Annotated in this window: 13 protein-coding genes and 1 tRNA gene; 8 read left to right on the top strand and 6 right to left on the bottom strand. The window is 70.3% G+C overall.

Annotation, left to right across the window (positions count from 1 at the left end):
- Positions 1 to 9: 9 nt before the first annotated feature.
- Positions 10 to 804 (bottom strand): DsbA family protein, encoded by a 795-nt coding sequence (locus M3B01_RS07650; protein WP_259790800.1) that lies wholly within the window; start codon positions 802 to 804, stop codon positions 10 to 12.
- A 254-nt stretch (positions 805 to 1,058) separates the two neighbouring features.
- Positions 1,059 to 2,288, bottom strand: a complete 1,230-nt coding sequence (locus M3B01_RS07645) for a Ku protein (RefSeq protein ID WP_259790798.1) — start codon at positions 2,286 to 2,288, stop codon at positions 1,059 to 1,061.
- Between the two features lie 104 nt (positions 2,289 to 2,392).
- On the opposite strand from M3B01_RS07645, the gene M3B01_RS07640 reads away from it, so the two are divergent.
- Entirely contained in the window at positions 2,393 to 5,065 is a 2,673-nt protein-coding gene (locus tag M3B01_RS07640) for an ATP-dependent DNA ligase (RefSeq protein WP_259790794.1), read from the top strand.
- 83 nt (positions 5,066 to 5,148) lie between these two features.
- Here M3B01_RS07640 and M3B01_RS07635 read toward each other — a convergent pair whose 3' ends face one another.
- Complete coding sequence (locus tag M3B01_RS07635; protein WP_259790793.1) at positions 5,149 to 5,289, bottom strand: metal-sensitive transcriptional regulator; 141 nt, start codon at positions 5,287 to 5,289, stop codon at positions 5,149 to 5,151.
- A gap of 494 nt (positions 5,290 to 5,783) precedes the next feature.
- Between M3B01_RS07635 and M3B01_RS07630 the strand changes: the two genes are divergently transcribed.
- The 3 genes from M3B01_RS07630 (at position 5,784) to ptsP (ending at position 8,670) form a co-directional block, all read left to right on the top strand.
- A complete protein-coding gene (locus tag M3B01_RS07630) occupies positions 5,784 to 5,987 on the top strand; it encodes a cold-shock protein (protein WP_259790791.1) in 204 nt (67 codons plus the stop codon).
- Between the two features lie 142 nt (positions 5,988 to 6,129).
- Positions 6,130 to 6,840 (top strand): M50 family metallopeptidase, encoded by a 711-nt coding sequence (locus tag M3B01_RS07625; protein ID WP_259790788.1) that lies wholly within the window; start codon positions 6,130 to 6,132, stop codon positions 6,838 to 6,840.
- A 111-nt stretch (positions 6,841 to 6,951) separates the two neighbouring features.
- Positions 6,952 to 8,670 (top strand): phosphoenolpyruvate--protein phosphotransferase, encoded by a 1,719-nt coding sequence (gene ptsP, locus M3B01_RS07620; RefSeq protein ID WP_259790785.1) that lies wholly within the window; start codon positions 6,952 to 6,954, stop codon positions 8,668 to 8,670.
- Between the two features lie 27 nt (positions 8,671 to 8,697).
- On the opposite strand, the gene M3B01_RS07615 is transcribed toward ptsP, so the two are convergent.
- Positions 8,698 to 8,970 (bottom strand): HPr family phosphocarrier protein, encoded by a 273-nt coding sequence (locus tag M3B01_RS07615; protein ID WP_259790782.1) that lies wholly within the window; start codon positions 8,968 to 8,970, stop codon positions 8,698 to 8,700.
- 128 nt (positions 8,971 to 9,098) lie between these two features.
- Here M3B01_RS07615 and M3B01_RS07610 point away from each other — a divergent pair, with 128 nt between their 5' ends.
- Complete coding sequence (locus tag M3B01_RS07610; protein WP_259790779.1) at positions 9,099 to 10,649, top strand: lipase maturation factor family protein; 1,551 nt, start codon at positions 9,099 to 9,101, stop codon at positions 10,647 to 10,649.
- Between the two features lie 201 nt (positions 10,650 to 10,850).
- Here M3B01_RS07610 and M3B01_RS07605 read toward each other — a convergent pair whose 3' ends face one another.
- Entirely contained in the window at positions 10,851 to 12,482 is a 1,632-nt protein-coding gene (locus tag M3B01_RS07605) for a mannitol dehydrogenase family protein (protein WP_259790777.1), read from the bottom strand.
- A 163-nt stretch (positions 12,483 to 12,645) separates the two neighbouring features.
- Between M3B01_RS07605 and M3B01_RS07600 the strand changes: the two genes are divergently transcribed.
- The 3 genes from M3B01_RS07600 (at position 12,646) to ppc (ending at position 16,401) form a co-directional block, all read left to right on the top strand.
- Positions 12,646 to 13,122: a peroxiredoxin gene (locus tag M3B01_RS07600; protein WP_259790775.1), complete on the top strand. Its 477-nt coding sequence runs from the start codon at positions 12,646 to 12,648 to the stop codon at positions 13,120 to 13,122.
- Positions 13,123 to 13,284: 162 nt separating this feature from the next.
- Positions 13,285 to 13,374, top strand: a tRNA-Ser gene (locus M3B01_RS07595).
- 195 nt (positions 13,375 to 13,569) lie between these two features.
- Positions 13,570 to 16,401 (top strand): phosphoenolpyruvate carboxylase, encoded by a 2,832-nt coding sequence (gene ppc / locus M3B01_RS07590; RefSeq protein WP_259790774.1) that lies wholly within the window; start codon positions 13,570 to 13,572, stop codon positions 16,399 to 16,401.
- 253 nt (positions 16,402 to 16,654) lie between these two features.
- On the opposite strand, the gene M3B01_RS07585 is transcribed toward ppc, so the two are convergent.
- Complete coding sequence (locus tag M3B01_RS07585) at positions 16,655 to 17,125, bottom strand: hypothetical protein (RefSeq protein WP_259790772.1); 471 nt, start codon at positions 17,123 to 17,125, stop codon at positions 16,655 to 16,657.
- Positions 17,126 to 17,231 lie beyond the last annotated feature (106 nt).

The following is a 17,231-nucleotide window of genomic DNA, read 5'->3' as shown; positions in this document are numbered from 1 at the left end:
CGATCTGCCTCAGGCGCCGGCCCGGTCCAGGGCCTCGTCGACGGCGTCGGTGAACACCGCCGTGGGCTGGGCGCCCACCATCGGCGTGCCGCCCACGATGAACGACGGGGTGGAGAAGGCGCCCAGGTCGATGCCCTGCTGAGCGTTCTCTGCCACCGTGGAGGCGACCGCCTCGGAGTTCATGTCGGCCTCGAACTGCTCCGTGTCCAGGCCCAGCTCACCGGCGAGATCAACCAGTGCCTCCTCGCTCAGCTCGCGCTCGGATCGGATCTGGCCGCCCTCGAACAGCGCATCGTGGTACTCCTCGTGCTCGCCCTGCATCGCCGCGGCGAGAGAGGCGCGTGCGGCGCGCTCGGAGTTCTCGCCGTAGATGTTCACGTCCCGCCACTCGATGCGCAGCTCACCGCGCTGGACGTACGCGCGCATCACCGGGAGGGTCTCCTCGGACCAGCGTGCACAGTACTGGCACTGGAAGTCGGTGAACACCACCATCACCACGGGCGCGTCGACCGGCCCCTCGGCCAGCAGGTCGTCCGGATCGCGGGATTCCTGGCCGCTGAGGTCGGGGGCGGCGACCTCCGACGGATGCTCGATCGCTCCGTGTCCCTGGGCGGGCTCGGCCTGGGAGGTGGCCTGCTGCTGGGGCTCCTGCCCGGCGGTGTCGGCCTCCTCGCCTCCCGGTCGCAGCAGCACGCCCGCGATGAGCAGCGCGGCCACCGCGACGATCGCGGCGGGCACGACCCAGGGACGGTCGGGTCGCTGCTCGGTGGCGCCCGACGGGGTGGGGTCCTCGGGGGCGGTCATGGAGTCCTTCGGAATGGGGCTGGGGCTGGGGCTGGGGCTGGGGTGCGACGTGTGGGACGCGGCCGAGGGATGAGTGCGGTCGAGCGTCCGGGCCGACGACTGCTTCTACTCTGGATCCTAGAAGCGTCCGCCCGCAATGACCTGTGGCCTGGAGTGCACGATCCTGGCCGAATGCTTGCCTGCGCCCCGGTGGAGTTTGACCAACGGTGGTGGAGAGGTCACAGTCGCCAGGGGCCGCCGACGGATCGGGTGGGTCAGGAGGCCTTCTTCGTCCGGCTCGACGAGGAGGCGCTCTTCTTCCCCCCGCCCGACTTCCCGCCGCTCTTCTTCGCCCCGCCGGACTTGCTGGAGGACGATGCGCTCGACTCCGAGGAGCTGGACTTCGACGAGCTGGACTTGGACGAGCTGGACTTGGACGAGCTGGACTTCTTCGTGCCGCCGGAGCCGGACGTCGAGGAGCGTGACTTCGATGAGCTGGACTTCTTCCCGCCCTTGGAGCCGCCCTTCTTCGCCCCTCCCTTCCCCGAACCCGAGGAGCCGCTGCTCTTCTTCCCGCCGCTCCCGCTCGTGCTCTTCGCGCTGCCTGCGGACTCATCCTCGTCGCCCGCAGCATCCGAGCCATCGTCCTCGGCTGCGCCCGTGCCCTCATCGGCGTTCGAACCGCCCGCCCCACGACGCTTGCTGAGGCTGCGCTCGAGCGCGTCCATGAGGCTCAGCACCTTGCCGCTGCCCTCTCCCTCGGATCCCTCGGACTTCTTCTTGTCCTGCTCGGCGCGCTCCTTGCCGAAGGTCTCCTCGGTGTCCACCGAGTCGCCCTGCTCGAGCTTCTCGTCGATCAGGGTGCGCAGCTGCTCCTGGTACTCGTCGCTGTACTGGTCCGGCTCCAGGTCCCCGCTGAACTGCTCCACCAGGGCGGCGGACATCGCCAGCTCCTTGTCGGTGACCTTGGTGCGGGCCGAGGGTGCGAAGTCCACCTGCTTGAGGTCACTGGGCCAGCGCAGGGTCTGCAGCACCAGCAGGTCCTCATGGCGCCGCAGCACCCCCAGGCGGGTCTTCGAGCGCAGCGTGAAGTGCACGATCGCGGTGCGCTCGGTGGCCTCGAGGGTGCGACGCAGCAGCACGTAGGACTTGGGGGAGCGGCCCACCGGCTCCAGGAAGTAGCTGGTTCCCAGCAGGATCGGATCCACCTGGTCGTTCGGCACGAACTGCACCACGTCGATCTGGTCGTTGTCCTCCGCCGGCAGGGCGTCCAGCTCCTCGTCGGTGAGGATCACGGTCTTATCGCCGTCGTCGTAGGCCTTGGCGATGTCCTCGTACTCCACCTCCCGGCCGCACACCTCGCAGTGCCGCTGATAGCGGATGCGACCGTTGTCCTCGTCGTGGACCTGATGGAAGGAGACGTCGTGCGACTTCGTCGCCGAGTACAGCTTCACCGGAACGTTCACGAGCCCGAAGGCGATCTCACCACTCCAGATTGCGCGCATGCCTGATCACACCACGAACCGTCGGCCCTGGCCAGTGCCGGACCGAGCGGACGAACCCCGGCCGATCCCGTGACGGCCGGGCCCCGGTGGGGCACAGTGGGGTGATGGCGACAGGTGAGCAGCGGGTCGAGGTCGGCGGACGCACCTTGAAGGTCTCCAACCTGGACAAGGTGATGTACCCGGCGACCGGCACCACCAAGGGCGAGGTCATCGACTACTACCACCGCATCGCAGGGGTGATGATCCCCCAGGTGAGCAGGCGCCCGGCCACCCGCAAGCGATGGGTCAACGGCGTGGGCACCGAGGAGGATCCCGGCCAGGTGTTCTTCCGCAAGGACCTCGAGGACTCCGCTCCGGACTGGGTGCCCCGGGCCGACATCGAGCACCGTTCCGGCACCACCGCCTACCCGCTCATCGAGGAGCCGGCGGTGCTGGCGTGGCTCGCGCAGCTGGCCTCGCTGGAGATCCACACCCCGCAATGGCGGTTCGACGCCGACGGAGAGCCGGAGAACCCCGATCGCCTGGTGCTGGACCTGGACCCGGGGGAGGGGGTGGCGCTCGCCGACTGCGCCGAGGTGGCGCTGTGGTGCCGGGAGATCCTCGGGGACATGGGCCTTTCCACCTACCCGGTCACCTCCGGCTCCAAGGGGATCCACCTGTACGCCCCGCTGGACGGCGCCAGCACCGCCGAGGAGGTCTCCGGGGTGGCCCATGAGCTGGCCCGGGCCCTGGAGGCTGACCACCCTGACGAGGTGGTCAGCGACATGAAGAAGAGCCTCAGGTCCGGCAAGGTGCTGGTGGACTGGTCTCAGAACAACGGCTCCAAGACCACCGTCGCCCCGTACTCGCTGCGGGGACGCGCCCACCCCACCGTGGCCGCCCCCCGCACCTGGGAGGAGATTGAGGACGAGGACCTCACCCACCTGGACCTCGCCGAGGTGCTCGAGCGCGTGGAGGGCGGCCAGGACCCGATCGCACCTCTCGGGCGGAAGGGGAACGGGGCCGCCGGCAGGGGAGGCGGCGCCTCCGACGGTGGTGACGACGGCGCTTCGCCCGGCGCCGACGGTCCCTCTGCTGACAGCAGCACCTCGACCGCCGAGGCCCGCGACCGGCTCGAGGTGTACCGCTCCAAGCGCGACCCCGAGAAGACGCCCGAGCCCGTGCCGGCCCCGCCCGGCTCCGAGCAGGCCGAGGACTCCGCGGCCTCCGCCGCTGCGCGGGACGCCCTGGACTCCGATGCACCGATGTTCGTGATCCAGGAGCACCACGCCTCGCGCCTGCACTGGGACTTCCGGCTGGAGAACCACGGGGTGCTGGTCTCCTGGGCGGTGCCCAAGGGCCCGCCGCTGGAGACCGACGTGAACCGCCTCGCCGTGCAGACCGAGGACCACCCCCTGGAGTACGGCACCTTCGAGGGCACGATCCCCAAGGGCGAGTACGGCGGGGGCGAGGTGACCATCTGGGATGCCGGCACCATCGAGATCGAGAAGTGGCGCGAGGGCAAGGAGGTCATCGCCGTGTGCCACGGCCGGCCCGACGGAGGCCTGGGTGGAGTGCCGCGCCGCTACGCGTTCATCCGCACCGGCGGCATGGGCAAGAAGAAGGGGAAGAGCGCCGCCGCGAAGGAGAAGGAGCAGGACAATTGGCTGCTGCACCTGATGAAGGACCAGCCCGAGGCCGACGCCCCGCCCCCTGCAGATGGCGCCGACGGCACGACCTCCGACGAGGCAGAGGGCGACGCCCCGGCCGCCGACGCCCCGCCATCTGCCCAGCGCACCGAAGCGGCCGGCATGGAGATGGACGATCCCATCGCCCCCATGCTCGCCACTGCAGGAAGTCGCAGTGACATCCGCGGTGAGGACGAATGGGCCTTCGAGATGAAATGGGACGGCGTGAGGGTGATCGCCACGATCCTCGGAGACCAGGTGCGCTTGACCGGTAGGAACGGCAAGGATCTCACCGCCACCTTCCCCGAGCTGCTCGAACTGGTCGAGGCGATCGACCCCGAGATGCGCCAGGCCGGGCAGACCGTCCTTGACGGGGAGATCGTGGCCCTGGACTCAAGCGACCGCCCCTCCTTCGGCCGCCTCCAGCAGCGCCTGGGACTGACCGCCGAGGCCGACGTCAGCGCAGCCAGAAAGAAGGTCGAGGCGCACCTGATGGCCTTCGACCTGCTCCAGCGCGGAGGTGACTCCCTGCTGCGCACCCCGTACCGCGAGCGCCGCGACGCCCTGTTCGAGACGGTCACTGCGACCGACCACGTGCACCTGCCGCACGCCGACCACGGGGACGTGGACCATGCGATCGAACTGTCCCAGCAGCTGAAGCTGGAAGGGGTGATGGTGAAGAAGGAGACCGGCATCTACCAGGCCGGGAAGCGCTCACGCACCTGGATCAAGATCAAGAACGCCCGCCACCAGGAGGTGGTGGTCATCGGCTGGCGCCACGGGAAGGGCTCGCGCACCGACACCATCGGCTCCCTGCTGGTGGCGGTGCCCGATGGGGACGGCGACCTGAGCTACGCGGGCCGGGTGGGCACCGGGTTCAGCGACCGGGACCTGGAGAAGGCCGCCGGGATGCTCTCCTCCCGCGTGCGCAAGACCCCTCCGGTGGACGACGTGCCCGCGAGCGACAGGCGCGATGCCACCTGGGTGCGCGCCGACCTGGTGGGGGAGGTGCAGTACGGGGAGCGCACCGAGGACGGCCGCCTGCGCCACCCCGTGTGGCGGGGTTGGCGACCCGACAAGAAGGTCGAGGAAGTGACCTGGGAGGACTGAGCATCCCGCGCGGGAGCAGCGACGTTCCAGCGGGAACGTCACTGCGGGGGCCGAAGCGTTCCCACGGGAACGTCACCTGGCCCTCAGCTGTCATATCCGGGGGCGTCGGGCCCACCTGGCGGATGGGCTGCTGCCGCCGTCCAGCCGTCGCCCTCCACGGCCGCGGTCACCGCATCGAGCTGGCCGCGGGCGCGCCTCAGCTGGTTGAGGATGCGTTGGGTCACACCGCTCCCGGAGAAACTGCGGTCATGCCGTAGTGTCGACTGGGTCGTCCGCACCATCCGTCGATCCGGCGGGAGCGGCACACGCCACGCCCGCAGGGGTTGAGACGGCGGGTGCACCCGGGCAGGCGACGACACCGCGCTGGAAGCCTCGTTCGGGGCGGACCGCCGACGGTCGCGCTCCACCTCTACCTCTACGAGAACTGGTTCTTCATCTCCTCCTCTGCACCACTTCAGCACACCGACGTCCCCGCCGCCTCCGGGCGCGCGCAGGTCGACGTCGCCCGCACGGCCCACGGGCCCCACATCGGCCGGATCGGCGACGTCCCGTCGTCGGAATCGGACCTGTCGGCCCACGAGGCCACAGCAGACCCCGCAGCAAGGCCGTCGACCGCCCTGGTCGACGGTCCGTTCGGGGTGCACATGCTCCGCAGTGGCGCCGCCGCTGCGGACACCCGGACCACGCACGTGGTTCACGACAACGAAGGAATATCGCCATGGCTACTGGCATCGTCACCTGGTTCAACTCCGACAAGGGCTACGGCTTCATCGCCCCCGAGGACGGCTCCGCCGATGTGTTCGCGCACTTCAGCGCCATCGTCGGCACCGGCCGCCGCGACCTGCAGGACAACCAGCGCGTGGAGTTCGAGACCGAGCGCGGCCCCAAGGGCATGCAGGCAGTGAACATCCGCCCCCTCTGATCCTCACGGCCGGTCACACGGCCCCCGGGACCGGGTCGCGCCGTGCGGCCCGGCTCGCATCGAGAGCGCCCGCCCGGACCAGCAGCTGCTGGACCGGGCGGGCGTTCCGCATGTGGACAGCCGTCCCTGGCACGATGGGGCCGTGGATCTCCAGGCCCTCGCCCGCACCGTCGGGGAGCGCGTCGCCCCCGGTGCCCCCGCCGAGGCGGGCTGGTGGCTGCCGGTGTCGCTGCTCATGGCGGCTGTGGTGGTGACGGCCCCGCCGCTGTGGCGCCTGACGCGCCCCGCTGTCACCATCGTCCACGAGCTCGGCCACGCGTTCGTGGGAATCCTCGTGGGCAGGCGCTTCACCGGCTTCGTGGTCAGCTCCGACATGTCCGGCCATGCCGTCACCGTCGGTCCCCGTCGGGGCATCGGCCGGGTGCTCACCCTGTGGGCGGGGTATCCGGCGCCGGCGATGCTGGGCGCGGGCCTGGTGCAGCTGGCGCTGCGAGGCTGGGCCGGTGCTGCCCTCTTCGCGGTGCTCGTCGTGCTGGTGATCTCGCTGCTGTTCACCCGCTCGGTGCACACCGTGCTCGCGGTGCTCGCTGCAGCGGCGGCGACTGGAGCCCTGTGGTGGTGGGGCAGTCCCGGGCTGGTCACCTCGCTCACCCTCGCCGCCGGTGCGTTCCTGCTGTTGGGCGCCTGGCGCCACCTGGGCGCGGTGCTCTCCTCCCGCAGGCGCACCGAGGACCCCGCCCACCTGGCCCAGGTGACCGGGATCCCCGCCACGCTGTGGAGCCTGTCGTTCATGCTGATCATCGGGGCCTGCACGGTGTGGGCCGGTGCGGCGCTGTCCGCGCGTCTGCCATGAGCGGCCGCTCCGCCCGGCCAGCCGTCACCGCCGTACCATGAGCCGTGCACCTCGCCCGGCCGGACCGTGCCGTCCACCGGCCGGTCACAGCACACGGACGAAAGGCCGCAGATGCCTCAGGTGACAGGAGTCGCAGTCAGCCCTGGACGTGTGGTCGGCACCATCCGGGCCATGGCGCCACCGGTCACCGAGCTCTCGGCCTGGGAGCGGATTCCCCGCAGCAGCGACGCGGTCGCCGAGTCCGAGCGCATCCCTGTGGCGGCGGCATCCGCAGCCCGGGCCCTCGCCTGCCGGGCGGAGAGGGCGACGGGTGAGGCCCGCACTCTCCTGGAGGTGACCGCTCAGATGGCGGTGGATCCGTCCCTGATCCAGGCCGCGCAGGAGCTGGTGATCACCGGCCGGCTCAGCGCGGCTCGTGCGGTATGGGAGGCGGGCGACCAGGTGGCCCGCATGCTCGAGGAGCTGGGCGGCGACATGGCCCAGCGCGCAGCCGACGTGCGCGACGTCCGCGGCCGGATCGTCGCCGAGCTGCGCGGGGAGCAGCCCCCGGGCATCCCCCAGGTCGAGGAGCCGTTCATCCTCACCGCGGTGGACCTCGCCCCCGCGGACACCGCCACCCTCGACCCGGACCGGGTGCTGGCACTGATCACTTCCGACGGCGGGCCCCAGTCGCACACCGCGATCCTGGCCCGCCACCTGGGCCTGCCGGCCGTAGTGGCCGCTCGCGGCATCCATGCCTTCCCCGACGGCACCGAGGTGTTCGTCGATGCCGGGGCGGGCACCATCACCGATGAGGTCATCGAGGAGCACCACCGCTGCGCTGCCGCCTGGACGGAGCTGCAGAACCACCCCCTGGTCTACGGCGGCGGGGGCGCGTCGCTGGCCGACGGGACCGCCGTGCAGCTGCTGGCCAACATCGGCAGTGCGCAGGACGCCCGAGCGGCCGAGGCCGCGCACGCCGACGGCGTCGGCCTGTTCCGCACCGAGTTCCTGTTCCTCGACCGTGAGACGGCCCCGGGGGTCCAGGAGCAGGCCGAGGCCTACGGCGCGGTGTTCTCACGCTTCCCGGGCAGGAAGGTGGTGGTGCGCACCCTCGACGCCGGTGCGGACAAGCCGCTGCCGTTCCTTGTCGCGGGCCCGGAGCCGAATCCAGCCCTGGGCGTGCGCGCCTATCGCACCTCGTGGGAGAGACCTTCCGTGCTGACGGACCAGCTCGATGCGATCGCGGTGGCCGCAGCGGCGTCGCAGGCGGAGGTATGGGTGATGGCACCGATGATCTCCACCGTCGAGGACACCGAGGACTTCGTGGCCCTGTGCCACGAGCGGGGGCTGGGCCCGGCCGGGATCATGGTGGAGACCCCCTCGGCGGCGATCACCGCCGATCGCCACCTGGCCGCCTGTGACTTCGCCTCGATCGGCACCAACGACCTCACGCAGTACACGATGGCGGCCGATCGTCAGCTGGGCGCCCTGGCGCATCTGACCACCCCGTGGCAGCCCGCGGTGCTGGCGCTGGTCCAGTCCACCTGCGAGGGCGCGCGCCGGGTCGGGGAGGGCCCGACGGTCGACGGCGCGGTCGCAGACAAGCCGGTGGGGGTGTGCGGTGAGGCCGCCGGGGACCCGGCGCTGGCGGTGGTGCTGGTGGGGCTCGGGGTGAGCAGCCTGTCGATGGCGCCGCGCTCGCTGCCCCTGGTCGCTGCAGTGCTGGCCAGCGTCACTCTGGAGCAGGCGAAGGAACTGGCGGCGAGGGCTCTTGCGGCGCGCACCGCCGCGGAGTGCCGCGATACCGTTCGTGCGGGTCTGCCGATCCTCGGCGACCTCGGCATCTGAGAGGTCACGCTCCCGGTCGGAGCGGGGTCACTCCTGCTCGTCGAGATCCTTCTCCAGCAGGTCGCCCAGTGCATCGACCGACTCCTCGGAGCCCTCACCCTCCGCGCGCAGCACGACCTCGTCGCCGTGGCCGGCTCCCAGCGTCATCAGCATCAGGATGCTGGAGGCCTTCACGGCGCTCCCGCCCACCTTCTCGATGGTGACGATGGCCGGCTGCTCCGCTGCAGCCTTGGCGAAGATGCTGGCCGGCCGGGCGTGCAGACCCGATCGGCTGGCGATGGTGACGGTGCGTTCTGCCATGGTGGGTGCCTTTCGGTTCTCCGCCCGGGCGGCGGGGTGTCCAGGTGGACGATAGCCGACCCGATCCCGGAGATGTACTGCGCTGCGCCGAGGCCCCACAATGCTGGGGACCGAGGAGGTGAGCATCAGTGGACCTCAGCACCTGGCTGGCGCTCCTGGACGCCCATGACCGCACCATCGCCCGCGAGGTGATCCAGCGCGGCGTGGCGGTGATCTACGTGATCGCGTTCCTGTCCACGTACCACCAGTTCCCTGCACTGCTGGGGGAGCGGGGCCTGCTGCCGGCGCCCGAGCACCTGGCGCGTCCATCGTCACGGCGCAGCCCCAGCCTGTTCCATTGGCATCGCACCCCGTACAGCGACCGTCTGCTGCGCGCGATGTGCACCGTGGGCATGCTGCTGGGTGCCTCCGTGGTGGTCGGGCTGCCGCAGCAGGGGCCGGCCTGGACCACGATCCCGGTGTTCCTGGCGATGTGGGGCCTGTACCTCTCGATCCACAGCATCGGCCAGCGGTTCTACGGCTTCGGCTGGGAGTCGATGCTGCTGGAGGTCGGCTTCGTGGTGGGCTTCCTGGGCTCGCACGCGGTGCCCCCGCCCACGCTGATCCTGCTGTTTTTGATGTGGCTGCTGCTGCGCCTGGAGTTCGGGGCGGGCATGATCAAGATGCGCGGCGACACCGCGTGGCGGGACCTCACCGCCATGGACCACCACCATCAGACCCAGCCGATGCCCGGCCCGCTGAGCCGGTGGGCGCACCTGAAGCCGCGCTGGTGGCACCGCTGCGAGGTGCTGGGCAGCCACGCCGTGCAGCTGGGAGTGGTGTGGCTGATCCTCGCGCCCCAGCCGATCGCCTCGATCGCCGCATGCCTGATCATCCTCACTCAGCTCGCGCTGGTGCTCACGGGCAACTACGCCTGGCTGAACTGGCTCACCATCATCGTCGCGTTCAGCGCGATCAGTGATTCCTTCCTGCGATGGGTCGTGGGAGGCCCCTGGCCGGGGTGGGGCCTTCCGCTGAGCGGCACCCCGGGGGCCGACGGGGGAACCGGTCAGGGCACTGATCCGCTCATCGGCCCAGGAGCAGGCGCACACTCCCCGCTGTGGTGGCTGCTGCTCACCGGTGCGGTGTTCACCTGGCTGCTGGTGCTGAGCTGGAAGCCGCTGCGGAACCTGTTCTCCCGCCATCAGCTGATGAACGCCAGCTTCAACCGATGGCACCTGGTCAACGCCTACGGCGCCTTCGGATCCATGACCAAGCGCCGCCTCGAGGTGGTGATCGAGGGGACCATGAGCAGGTCGCCGCAGGAGGGGGACTGGCGGGCCTACGAGTTCAAGGGCAAGCCCGGGGACCCGGCCCGGCGGCCCCGACAGTTCGCCCCGTACCACCTGCGGCTGGACTGGATGATGTGGTTCCTGGCCCTGCGGCCCGGCGCCGAGGGGTGGTTCGTCGCACTGCTGGAGAAGCTGGCCGAGGGTGACCCCGCGGTGCGCCGCCTGCTGCGCACCGATCCCTTCGATGGTGCGCCGCCGGCGCGGCTGCGGGTGAAGCTGTACGACTACCGGTACACCACGGCCCAGGAGAAGCGGGAGACGGGGCACTGGTGGGCCCGCACCGACCTGGGGATCCTCGCCACGATGGACGGCGCTGCCGACGGTGCAACGGACCGCTCGGCAGATTGACTCCTGCACTCAGGGCATGGACGCCGATGACCCTGGTGATGGGGGTGCCGCGACTGATCGGCAGGGCCGCCCCTCGCCAGCAGGCAGGGCGGCCCCGCACTGATCACGTGGAGGACTTCTTGCCCTCTCCGGCAGCCTGCATCAGCAGGGAGGCGCCGATGCCGAGCATCCACACGTCCGTGGTCTGGGCGGTGCCGTCTGTCAAGCCTGGGTGCCCGTCGCGTCCGACGTGCCTGTCGCGTCCGACGTGCCTGTCGCGTTCGACGCCGGTCGATCCAGGGGGCCGGGGTCGGGCGTCTGCCCGGCGTCCGTTCCGGCGGCGGGAGGTCGACCAGGCGCCCGGGCCAGCAGGTCCAGCATGGCGGTGGCTCCCCTGGCGTGCAGCAGCGAGAGGGCCTGGCGATAGGGAGTGGTGAAGCGGTCATCGTCCACCAGGTCCCCGAACAGCGACCGGTCCCGTAGGAACGCCAGGTCATCACCGGTGCCGCCCTGCTCCACCGGCAGCTGGGCGCGTGCGGCCGCCATCACGCGGTCCTGCAGCGCGTCCACCACCGTGATCGGCTCGCCCTGCTCGTCCACACCCTCGGCGTAGCGGGCCCAGGCGGCGATCACCGCCGCGCAGCAGTGCACCGGCCCGTCCTGAGCCAGTCGGTCCCGCACCACCGGCACCAGCCAGGGCGGGATCCGGTTGGAGGAGTCTGCGCACAGCCGGGCCAAGGTGTCGCGCACGTGCTCGTTGCCGTAGCGCTTCTCGAGGGTGTCGGTGTACTCCTGCAGGTCCACCCCGGGGACCGGAGGCAGCGTCGGTCGAGCCTCCTCCGTCCAGTAGCGCCTCAGCAGGGACACGATCCGTGGATCGCCCATGGTCTCGTGCGCGTAGCGATGGCCCGCCAGGTACCCGAGGTAGGCGATCGCCTGGTGGGTGGAGTTCAGCAGGCGCAGCTTCATGTGCTCGTACGGCTCGACGTCGTCGACCAGCTGAGCACCCACCTGCTCCCACGGTGGCCTGCCGGTGGGAAAGTCGTCCTCGATCACCCATTGCTCGAAGGGCTCGGCGATCACGGGCCAGGCGTCGTGCACCCCCAGGGCGTCGTCGTTCTCGACGATGTCGGCCTCCGCCGTCACCGGCGTGATCCGGTCCACCATGCTGGAGGGGAAGCGCACCGACTCGCGCATCCATGAGCCCAGTTCCTCGTCCAGTGCCGAGGCGAAAGTGGTGAAGGCCGTGCGAGCCACCTCCCCGTTGCCCTGGAGGTTGTCGCAGCTGAGGACGGTGAAGGGCGGCACCCCGCGCTCACGCCTGCGCGCCAGCGCGGCGGTGACCACGCCGAACACGGTCCGAGGTACGGCTCCAGGGGCGAGGTCCGCGGCGACGCCGGGTGCGGTGAGGTCGAAGGAGCCGTGCGTGCGGGAGACGTTGTACCCGCCCTCGGTGACCGTGAGCGTCAGGATGCGGATCGCGGGATCGGCCAGCCTCTCCAGCACCGCCTCCAGGTCCGTGGGGGTATGGAGGTACTCGACGAGGCTGCCGATCACCCGCCGCTCCCGGGCGCCGTCCGGATGCTTGAGGACCAGCGTGTACAGGCCGTCCTGCGCCGTCAGTGCGTCCCGCATGCGCGCGTCCGAGTCCAGCAGGCCGATGCCGCAGATCCCCCAGTCCCGGGCGGCTCCCTGCTCGAGCAGTCGGTCCAGGTACATCGCCTGGTGGGAGCGGTGGAAACCGCCCACGCCGATGTGTGCGATGCCCACCTCGATCCCCGTCCTGTCGTATGTGGGGCGCGCCACCTCGGGGGGCAGTGAGCCCAGGGTGGCGGTGGAGAGTCGCTCGGTCATCGGGTCCTCCTCGACGGTTCCGTGGCATCGAACCTATCCGGCGTGAGCGGCCTGTGAGGGGCGGTCGGCCGATCCGGCCCTGCCGGGATCCCGACCCGGCCATACTGGGACCGCCGCGCGATCCCGCGCAGCCGTGCCACCCGACCATCAGGAGTCCTGCCCCGTGAGCACCGCCCCCGTGAAGCTCGCCATCGGCGACGCCGCCCCCGCCTTCGACCTGCCCACCGCCGGAGGTGGCCGAGTGACCCTGGAGGAGCTGCGCGGAGCACCGGCCGTGATCTGGTTCTACCCCGCAGCGAACACCTCGCTGTGCACCCGGCAGGCCTGTGACCTGCGGGACAACCATCAGATGTTCCTCGACGCGGGATATCGGGTCGTGGGGATCTCCCCGGACCCGGTGGAGGCCCTGGACAGGTTCGTCGCCGAACAGGACCTGCCGTACACCCTGGCCTCGGACGAGTCGCACCAGACCATGGCCGCCTACGGGGCGTGGGGGGAGAAGAACATGTACGGGCGGATCGTGGAGGGGACCATCCGCTCCACCTTCGCCATCGACGCCGAGGGCGAGCTCACCCTGGTGAAGTACCGCGTGGGCACCCCGAAGCACATCGACCTGCTGCGCACCACGCTCTCGCTGTGAGGCTCCTGCGTCGGCAGCTGAGGCAGGGACTGCTGCGTGCTGCCGCATTCCGCGGTCACCCCACGATGTGATGGGTGTGATGCGCGGCTGATCAGCCACTGTCGCTTTGGTGGTGCCCCGGCCCTCCCGTATGCTGTATCGGCGTGCCGTCCGACGGCACCAGGAGACGTGGCAGAGCGGCCGAATGCGCTCCCCTGCTAAGGGAGTAGGTGGTGATAAACCGCCTCGGAGGTTCAAATCCTCTCGTCTCCGCCCATTGCGAGGGCCCCGGTGATCCATGCCGGGGCCCTCGTCGTTCCCAGGACGTGCCCGCCGGGTGCCGCTCTGCGGTCGCCCGCGATGGCCCGAGTGCCGCTGCGCGGTAGTCTGGCCCCGTTCATCCGCGCCGCGGCGGTCGCCCTCGATGTCGGTGACCGCTCCGTGTCGCCGTCCCACCCAGGAGGCCCCGTGCCCGATGCCGACGCCATCCGCGTTCCGACCCTGACCAGCGAGTTCCCTGTCGTCGGGGACGATCCGCACATTGATGCACCGCTGAGAGCGACCGTTCGCAGACTCTCCACCCTGCTGGGCCGCACTCTCGCTGATAAGAACGGCCAGGAGCTGCTGGATCTGGTGGAACAGGTGCGTCAGCTCACCAAGGAGGCGAAGGCCTCCCACAGCACGGTCGAGGCGCGCGAGGTGCAGGAGCGCCTGGCCCGGCTGCCGATCGAGCAGGCCACGGCCCTGACCCGAGCCTTCACTCAGTACTTCCTGCTGGCCAATGCGGCCGAGCAGGTGTACCGAGTGCGCGCTCTCGCCGAGCGCCCCACCGCCGACTCCTGGATTCCGCGCACCGTGCGGGCGATCCATGAGGAACTGGGCGCCGAGGGCCTGCAGAAGGCGGTGGACTCGCTCGACGTGCGCCTGGTGTTCACCGCGCACCCCACCGAGGCGTCCCGACGTGCAGTGCTGACCAAGCTGCGCAGGATCTCGGACCTGTTGGAGACGGACACCGAGGAGGGCAGTGTCGAGCGGCGCCGTCAGGACACCGCACTGGCGGAGCTGATCGAGTCGCTGTGGCAGACCGACGAGCTGCGCCGCCAGCGCCCCACTCCCCAGGACGAGGCCCGCAACGCCCTGTACTACCTGCGGCAGATCTACTCCCAGACCATGCCGGCGATGCTGGACGACCTCCGAGACGAGCTGCGCACGTACGGAGCGGAGCTGCACGACCGCGAGGTGCCGCTGCGGTTCGGCTCCTGGATCGGGGGTGACCGCGACGGCAACCCGTACGTCACCGCCGAGGTCACCCGGGAGGTGCTGCAACTGCAGGCCGACACCGCGATCGACATCGCCATCGAGGCCATCAACGAGCTGATCGTCGAGCTGTCCGTCTCCAGCGCCCTCACCGGCGAGGACGAGGAGCTCACCGCCAGCCTGCGGGCCGATCTCGAGCACGTCACCGACATCGACGAGGTGCAGCAGGAGCTGTACCTGGAGGAGCCGTACCGGTTGAAGCTGGGGGCGATGCGCTCGAAGCTGCGTGCCACCCGCAGGCGGATCCACAGCGGTGAGCCGCATGTGCCGGGGCGCGACTACCGCGACGGTGCCGAGCTGCAGGACGACTTCACGGTGGTGCGCGAGGCGCTGCGCCGCCACGGCGCCACCCGCATGGCGGACGGGGGACTGGCGATCGCGCAGCTGGTGCTGGCCGGTTCGGGCCTGAACCTGGCCACGCTGGACGTGCGTGAGCACGCCGAGAAGCACCACGAGGTGCTGGTGCGGCTGTTCGACCAGGTGGGGGAGCTGGAGACCCCGTACTCCGATCTCGACCGCACCCAGCGCACCGCGGTGCTGTCCGCGGAGCTGGCCAGCCGGCGTCCGCTGGTGGGCTCGGCCATCACCGAGGACGAGACGATCCTGGACGACTCCACCCGCACCACGTTCAACGTGTTCCGGGAGATCCGCGACGCGCACCGCACCTACGGGCCCCATGTCATCGAGACCTACATCGTCTCGATGACCCGCGGGGCCGATGACGTCCTCGCCGCGGTGCTGCTGGCCCGCGAGGCCGGGCTCGTGAACATCGCCGGCGGCGACGAGAAGAACCGCTCCGACATCGGCTTCGTACCGCTGCTGGAGACGGTCGAGGAGCTGCGTCACGCCGGGGAGATCCTGGACGAGCTGCTGAGCGACCCCTCCTACCGCGAGGTGGTGCGCCTGCGCGGGGATCGCCAGGAGGTGATGCTGGGCTACTCCGACGGCAACAAGGAAGCCGGCGTGATGACCAGCCAGTGGGAGATCCACCAGGCGCAGCGTCGTCTGCGCGACGCCGCTGCGCGCCACGGGGTGACCCTGCGTCTGTTCCACGGGCGCGGCGGCTCCGTGGGCCGCGGTGGCGGGCCGACGTACGACGCGATCCTGGCCCAGCCCTACGGGGTGCTGGAGGGCGAGATCAAGTTCACCGAGCAGGGCGAGGTCATCTCCGACAAGTACATGCTCCCCACGCTGGCGCGGGAGAACCTCGACCTGTCCCTCGCGGCCGTGCTGGAGGGATCCGCCCTGCACACGCAGCCGCGCACCACACCGGAGCAGCTGGTGCGCTTCGGCGAGGCGATGGAGACGGTCTCCGATGCGGCGTTCGCGGCGTACCGGAAGCTGGTGGACGATCCGGACCTGCCGGAGTACTTCGTGACCTCCACCCCTGTGGAGCTGTTGGGCGACCTGAACATCGGCTCGCGGCCCTCGAAGCGGACGACCTCGGAGAAGGGCCTGGACGGCCTGCGGGCGATCCCGTGGGTGTTCGGCTGGACGCAGTCGCGGCAGATCGTGCCGGGCTGGTTCGGCGCCGGCTCCGGGCTGAAGGCCGCGCGGGAGGCCGGGCTGGAGCCGGACCTGCACGACATGCTGCGCCACTGGCACTTCTTCCGCACCGTCATCAGCAACGTCGAGATGACCCTGGCCAAGACGGACATGCAGATCGCCGCTCACTACGTGCACTCCCTGGTGCCGGAGCGGCTGTGGCCGCTGTTCGAGACCATCCGTGCGGAGTACAACCTGGCGGTGGAGGAGATCGAGCGCCTCACCGGCGTGCTGGGCCTGCTGGACAACCAGCCGGTGCTCAAGCGCACCCTTGCCGTGCGTGACCGCTATCTCGATCCGATCTCGTACATGCAGGTCGCGCTGCTGCAGCGGGCCCGAGCGGCCACCGAGCGCGGGGAGCAGCTGGAACCGGATCTCCAGCGAGCCCTGCTCACCACGATCAACGGTGTGGCGGCGGGCCTGAAGAACACCGGTTGATGCAGCCGGGCCCCCGGCTGATGCTGCCGGGCCCCCGGCTGATGCTGCCGGGCCCCGGCGCGTCCGATCCGTTGTGCCTGCTGCGGGACCGGGCTCGCGGCACTCGATGCGGGACGCATCTCAGAACCATCTCGTGGTTCTGAGATGCGTCCTACTCCAAGCAGAAGCACCCGGTATGTCATAAAAGGTGCCCGGAGCCTGGGCATGCTTCCGATCGGCTCAGACCACCGGTGGGTTCGGACGGCCGGCGGGGTCAGGCCGCCGCCCGGCGAGTTCTCGATGCAGCCCGGAACACCGCGACGAACCCCTGCGGGTCATCCAGATCTGCGAGGGACAGATGGAGCACGATCCATCCCAGCTGCAGGAGATCGGCTTCGCGGAGTCGAGCTTCCCGACGGAAGCGTGGCGAGTTCGAGGAATCGGTCCACAGGATCCCGATGCGCGACTCGGGATAGGCGAAATCCACCATCACACTGATCCCGGGGATGTCCGTCGCCAGGGACAGGTTCTCGACAGGTGGCGGGACTCCAGCGAGATGGAAGAACCGGCGGATACGTGTATGGATGCCGCTCGGCACATCCGGTCGGGCCCGCCACAGCGCTTGGCGCAGCCGCGCCTTCCCGGGCATGGGAGCACCGATCGATGCGAATCGCCAGATCTCGTCGCGCGAGCGGCGACGGTGTTGTGCCGCTGGACCCATCAGGTGATCCAGCACGAGAACCATCTCCTCCGTGCTCAGCATAGTCGCCAGACCGCACAGAAGAGCGGGCATGCCGACGGTGGGCAGCGGCTCGCGCGCGGTCTGACCCGGATTGCTGAGCCGATGGGTG

Origin of the sequence: Brachybacterium sp. p3-SID957 (assembly GCF_025144775.1) — a bacterium.
Lineage (GTDB): Bacteria > Actinomycetota > Actinomycetes > Actinomycetales > Dermabacteraceae > Brachybacterium > Brachybacterium epidermidis.
The sequence above is the reverse complement of the archived record's forward strand: the minus strand, read 5'-3'. Positions and strand labels throughout refer to the sequence as shown.

Coding starts and splice junctions, on each gene's coding strand:
- M3B01_RS07585 (WP_259790772.1), bottom strand. CDS start 17,125: ATGGTTCTCGTGCTGGATCACCTGATGGGTCCAGCGGCACAACACCGT.
- M3B01_RS07630 (WP_259790791.1), top strand. CDS start 5,784: ATGGCTACTGGCATCGTCACCTGGTTCAACTCCGACAAGGGCTACGGC.
- M3B01_RS07615 (WP_259790782.1), bottom strand. CDS start 8,970: ATGGCAGAACGCACCGTCACCATCGCCAGCCGATCGGGTCTGCACGCC.
- M3B01_RS07605 (WP_259790777.1), bottom strand. CDS start 12,482: ATGACCGAGCGACTCTCCACCGCCACCCTGGGCTCACTGCCCCCCGAG.
- ptsP (WP_259790785.1), top strand. CDS start 6,952: ATGCCTCAGGTGACAGGAGTCGCAGTCAGCCCTGGACGTGTGGTCGGC.
- M3B01_RS07640 (WP_259790794.1), top strand. CDS start 2,393: ATGGCGACAGGTGAGCAGCGGGTCGAGGTCGGCGGACGCACCTTGAAG.
- M3B01_RS07645 (WP_259790798.1), bottom strand. CDS start 2,288: ATGCGCGCAATCTGGAGTGGTGAGATCGCCTTCGGGCTCGTGAACGTT.
- M3B01_RS07650 (WP_259790800.1), bottom strand. CDS start 804: ATGACCGCCCCCGAGGACCCCACCCCGTCGGGCGCCACCGAGCAGCGA.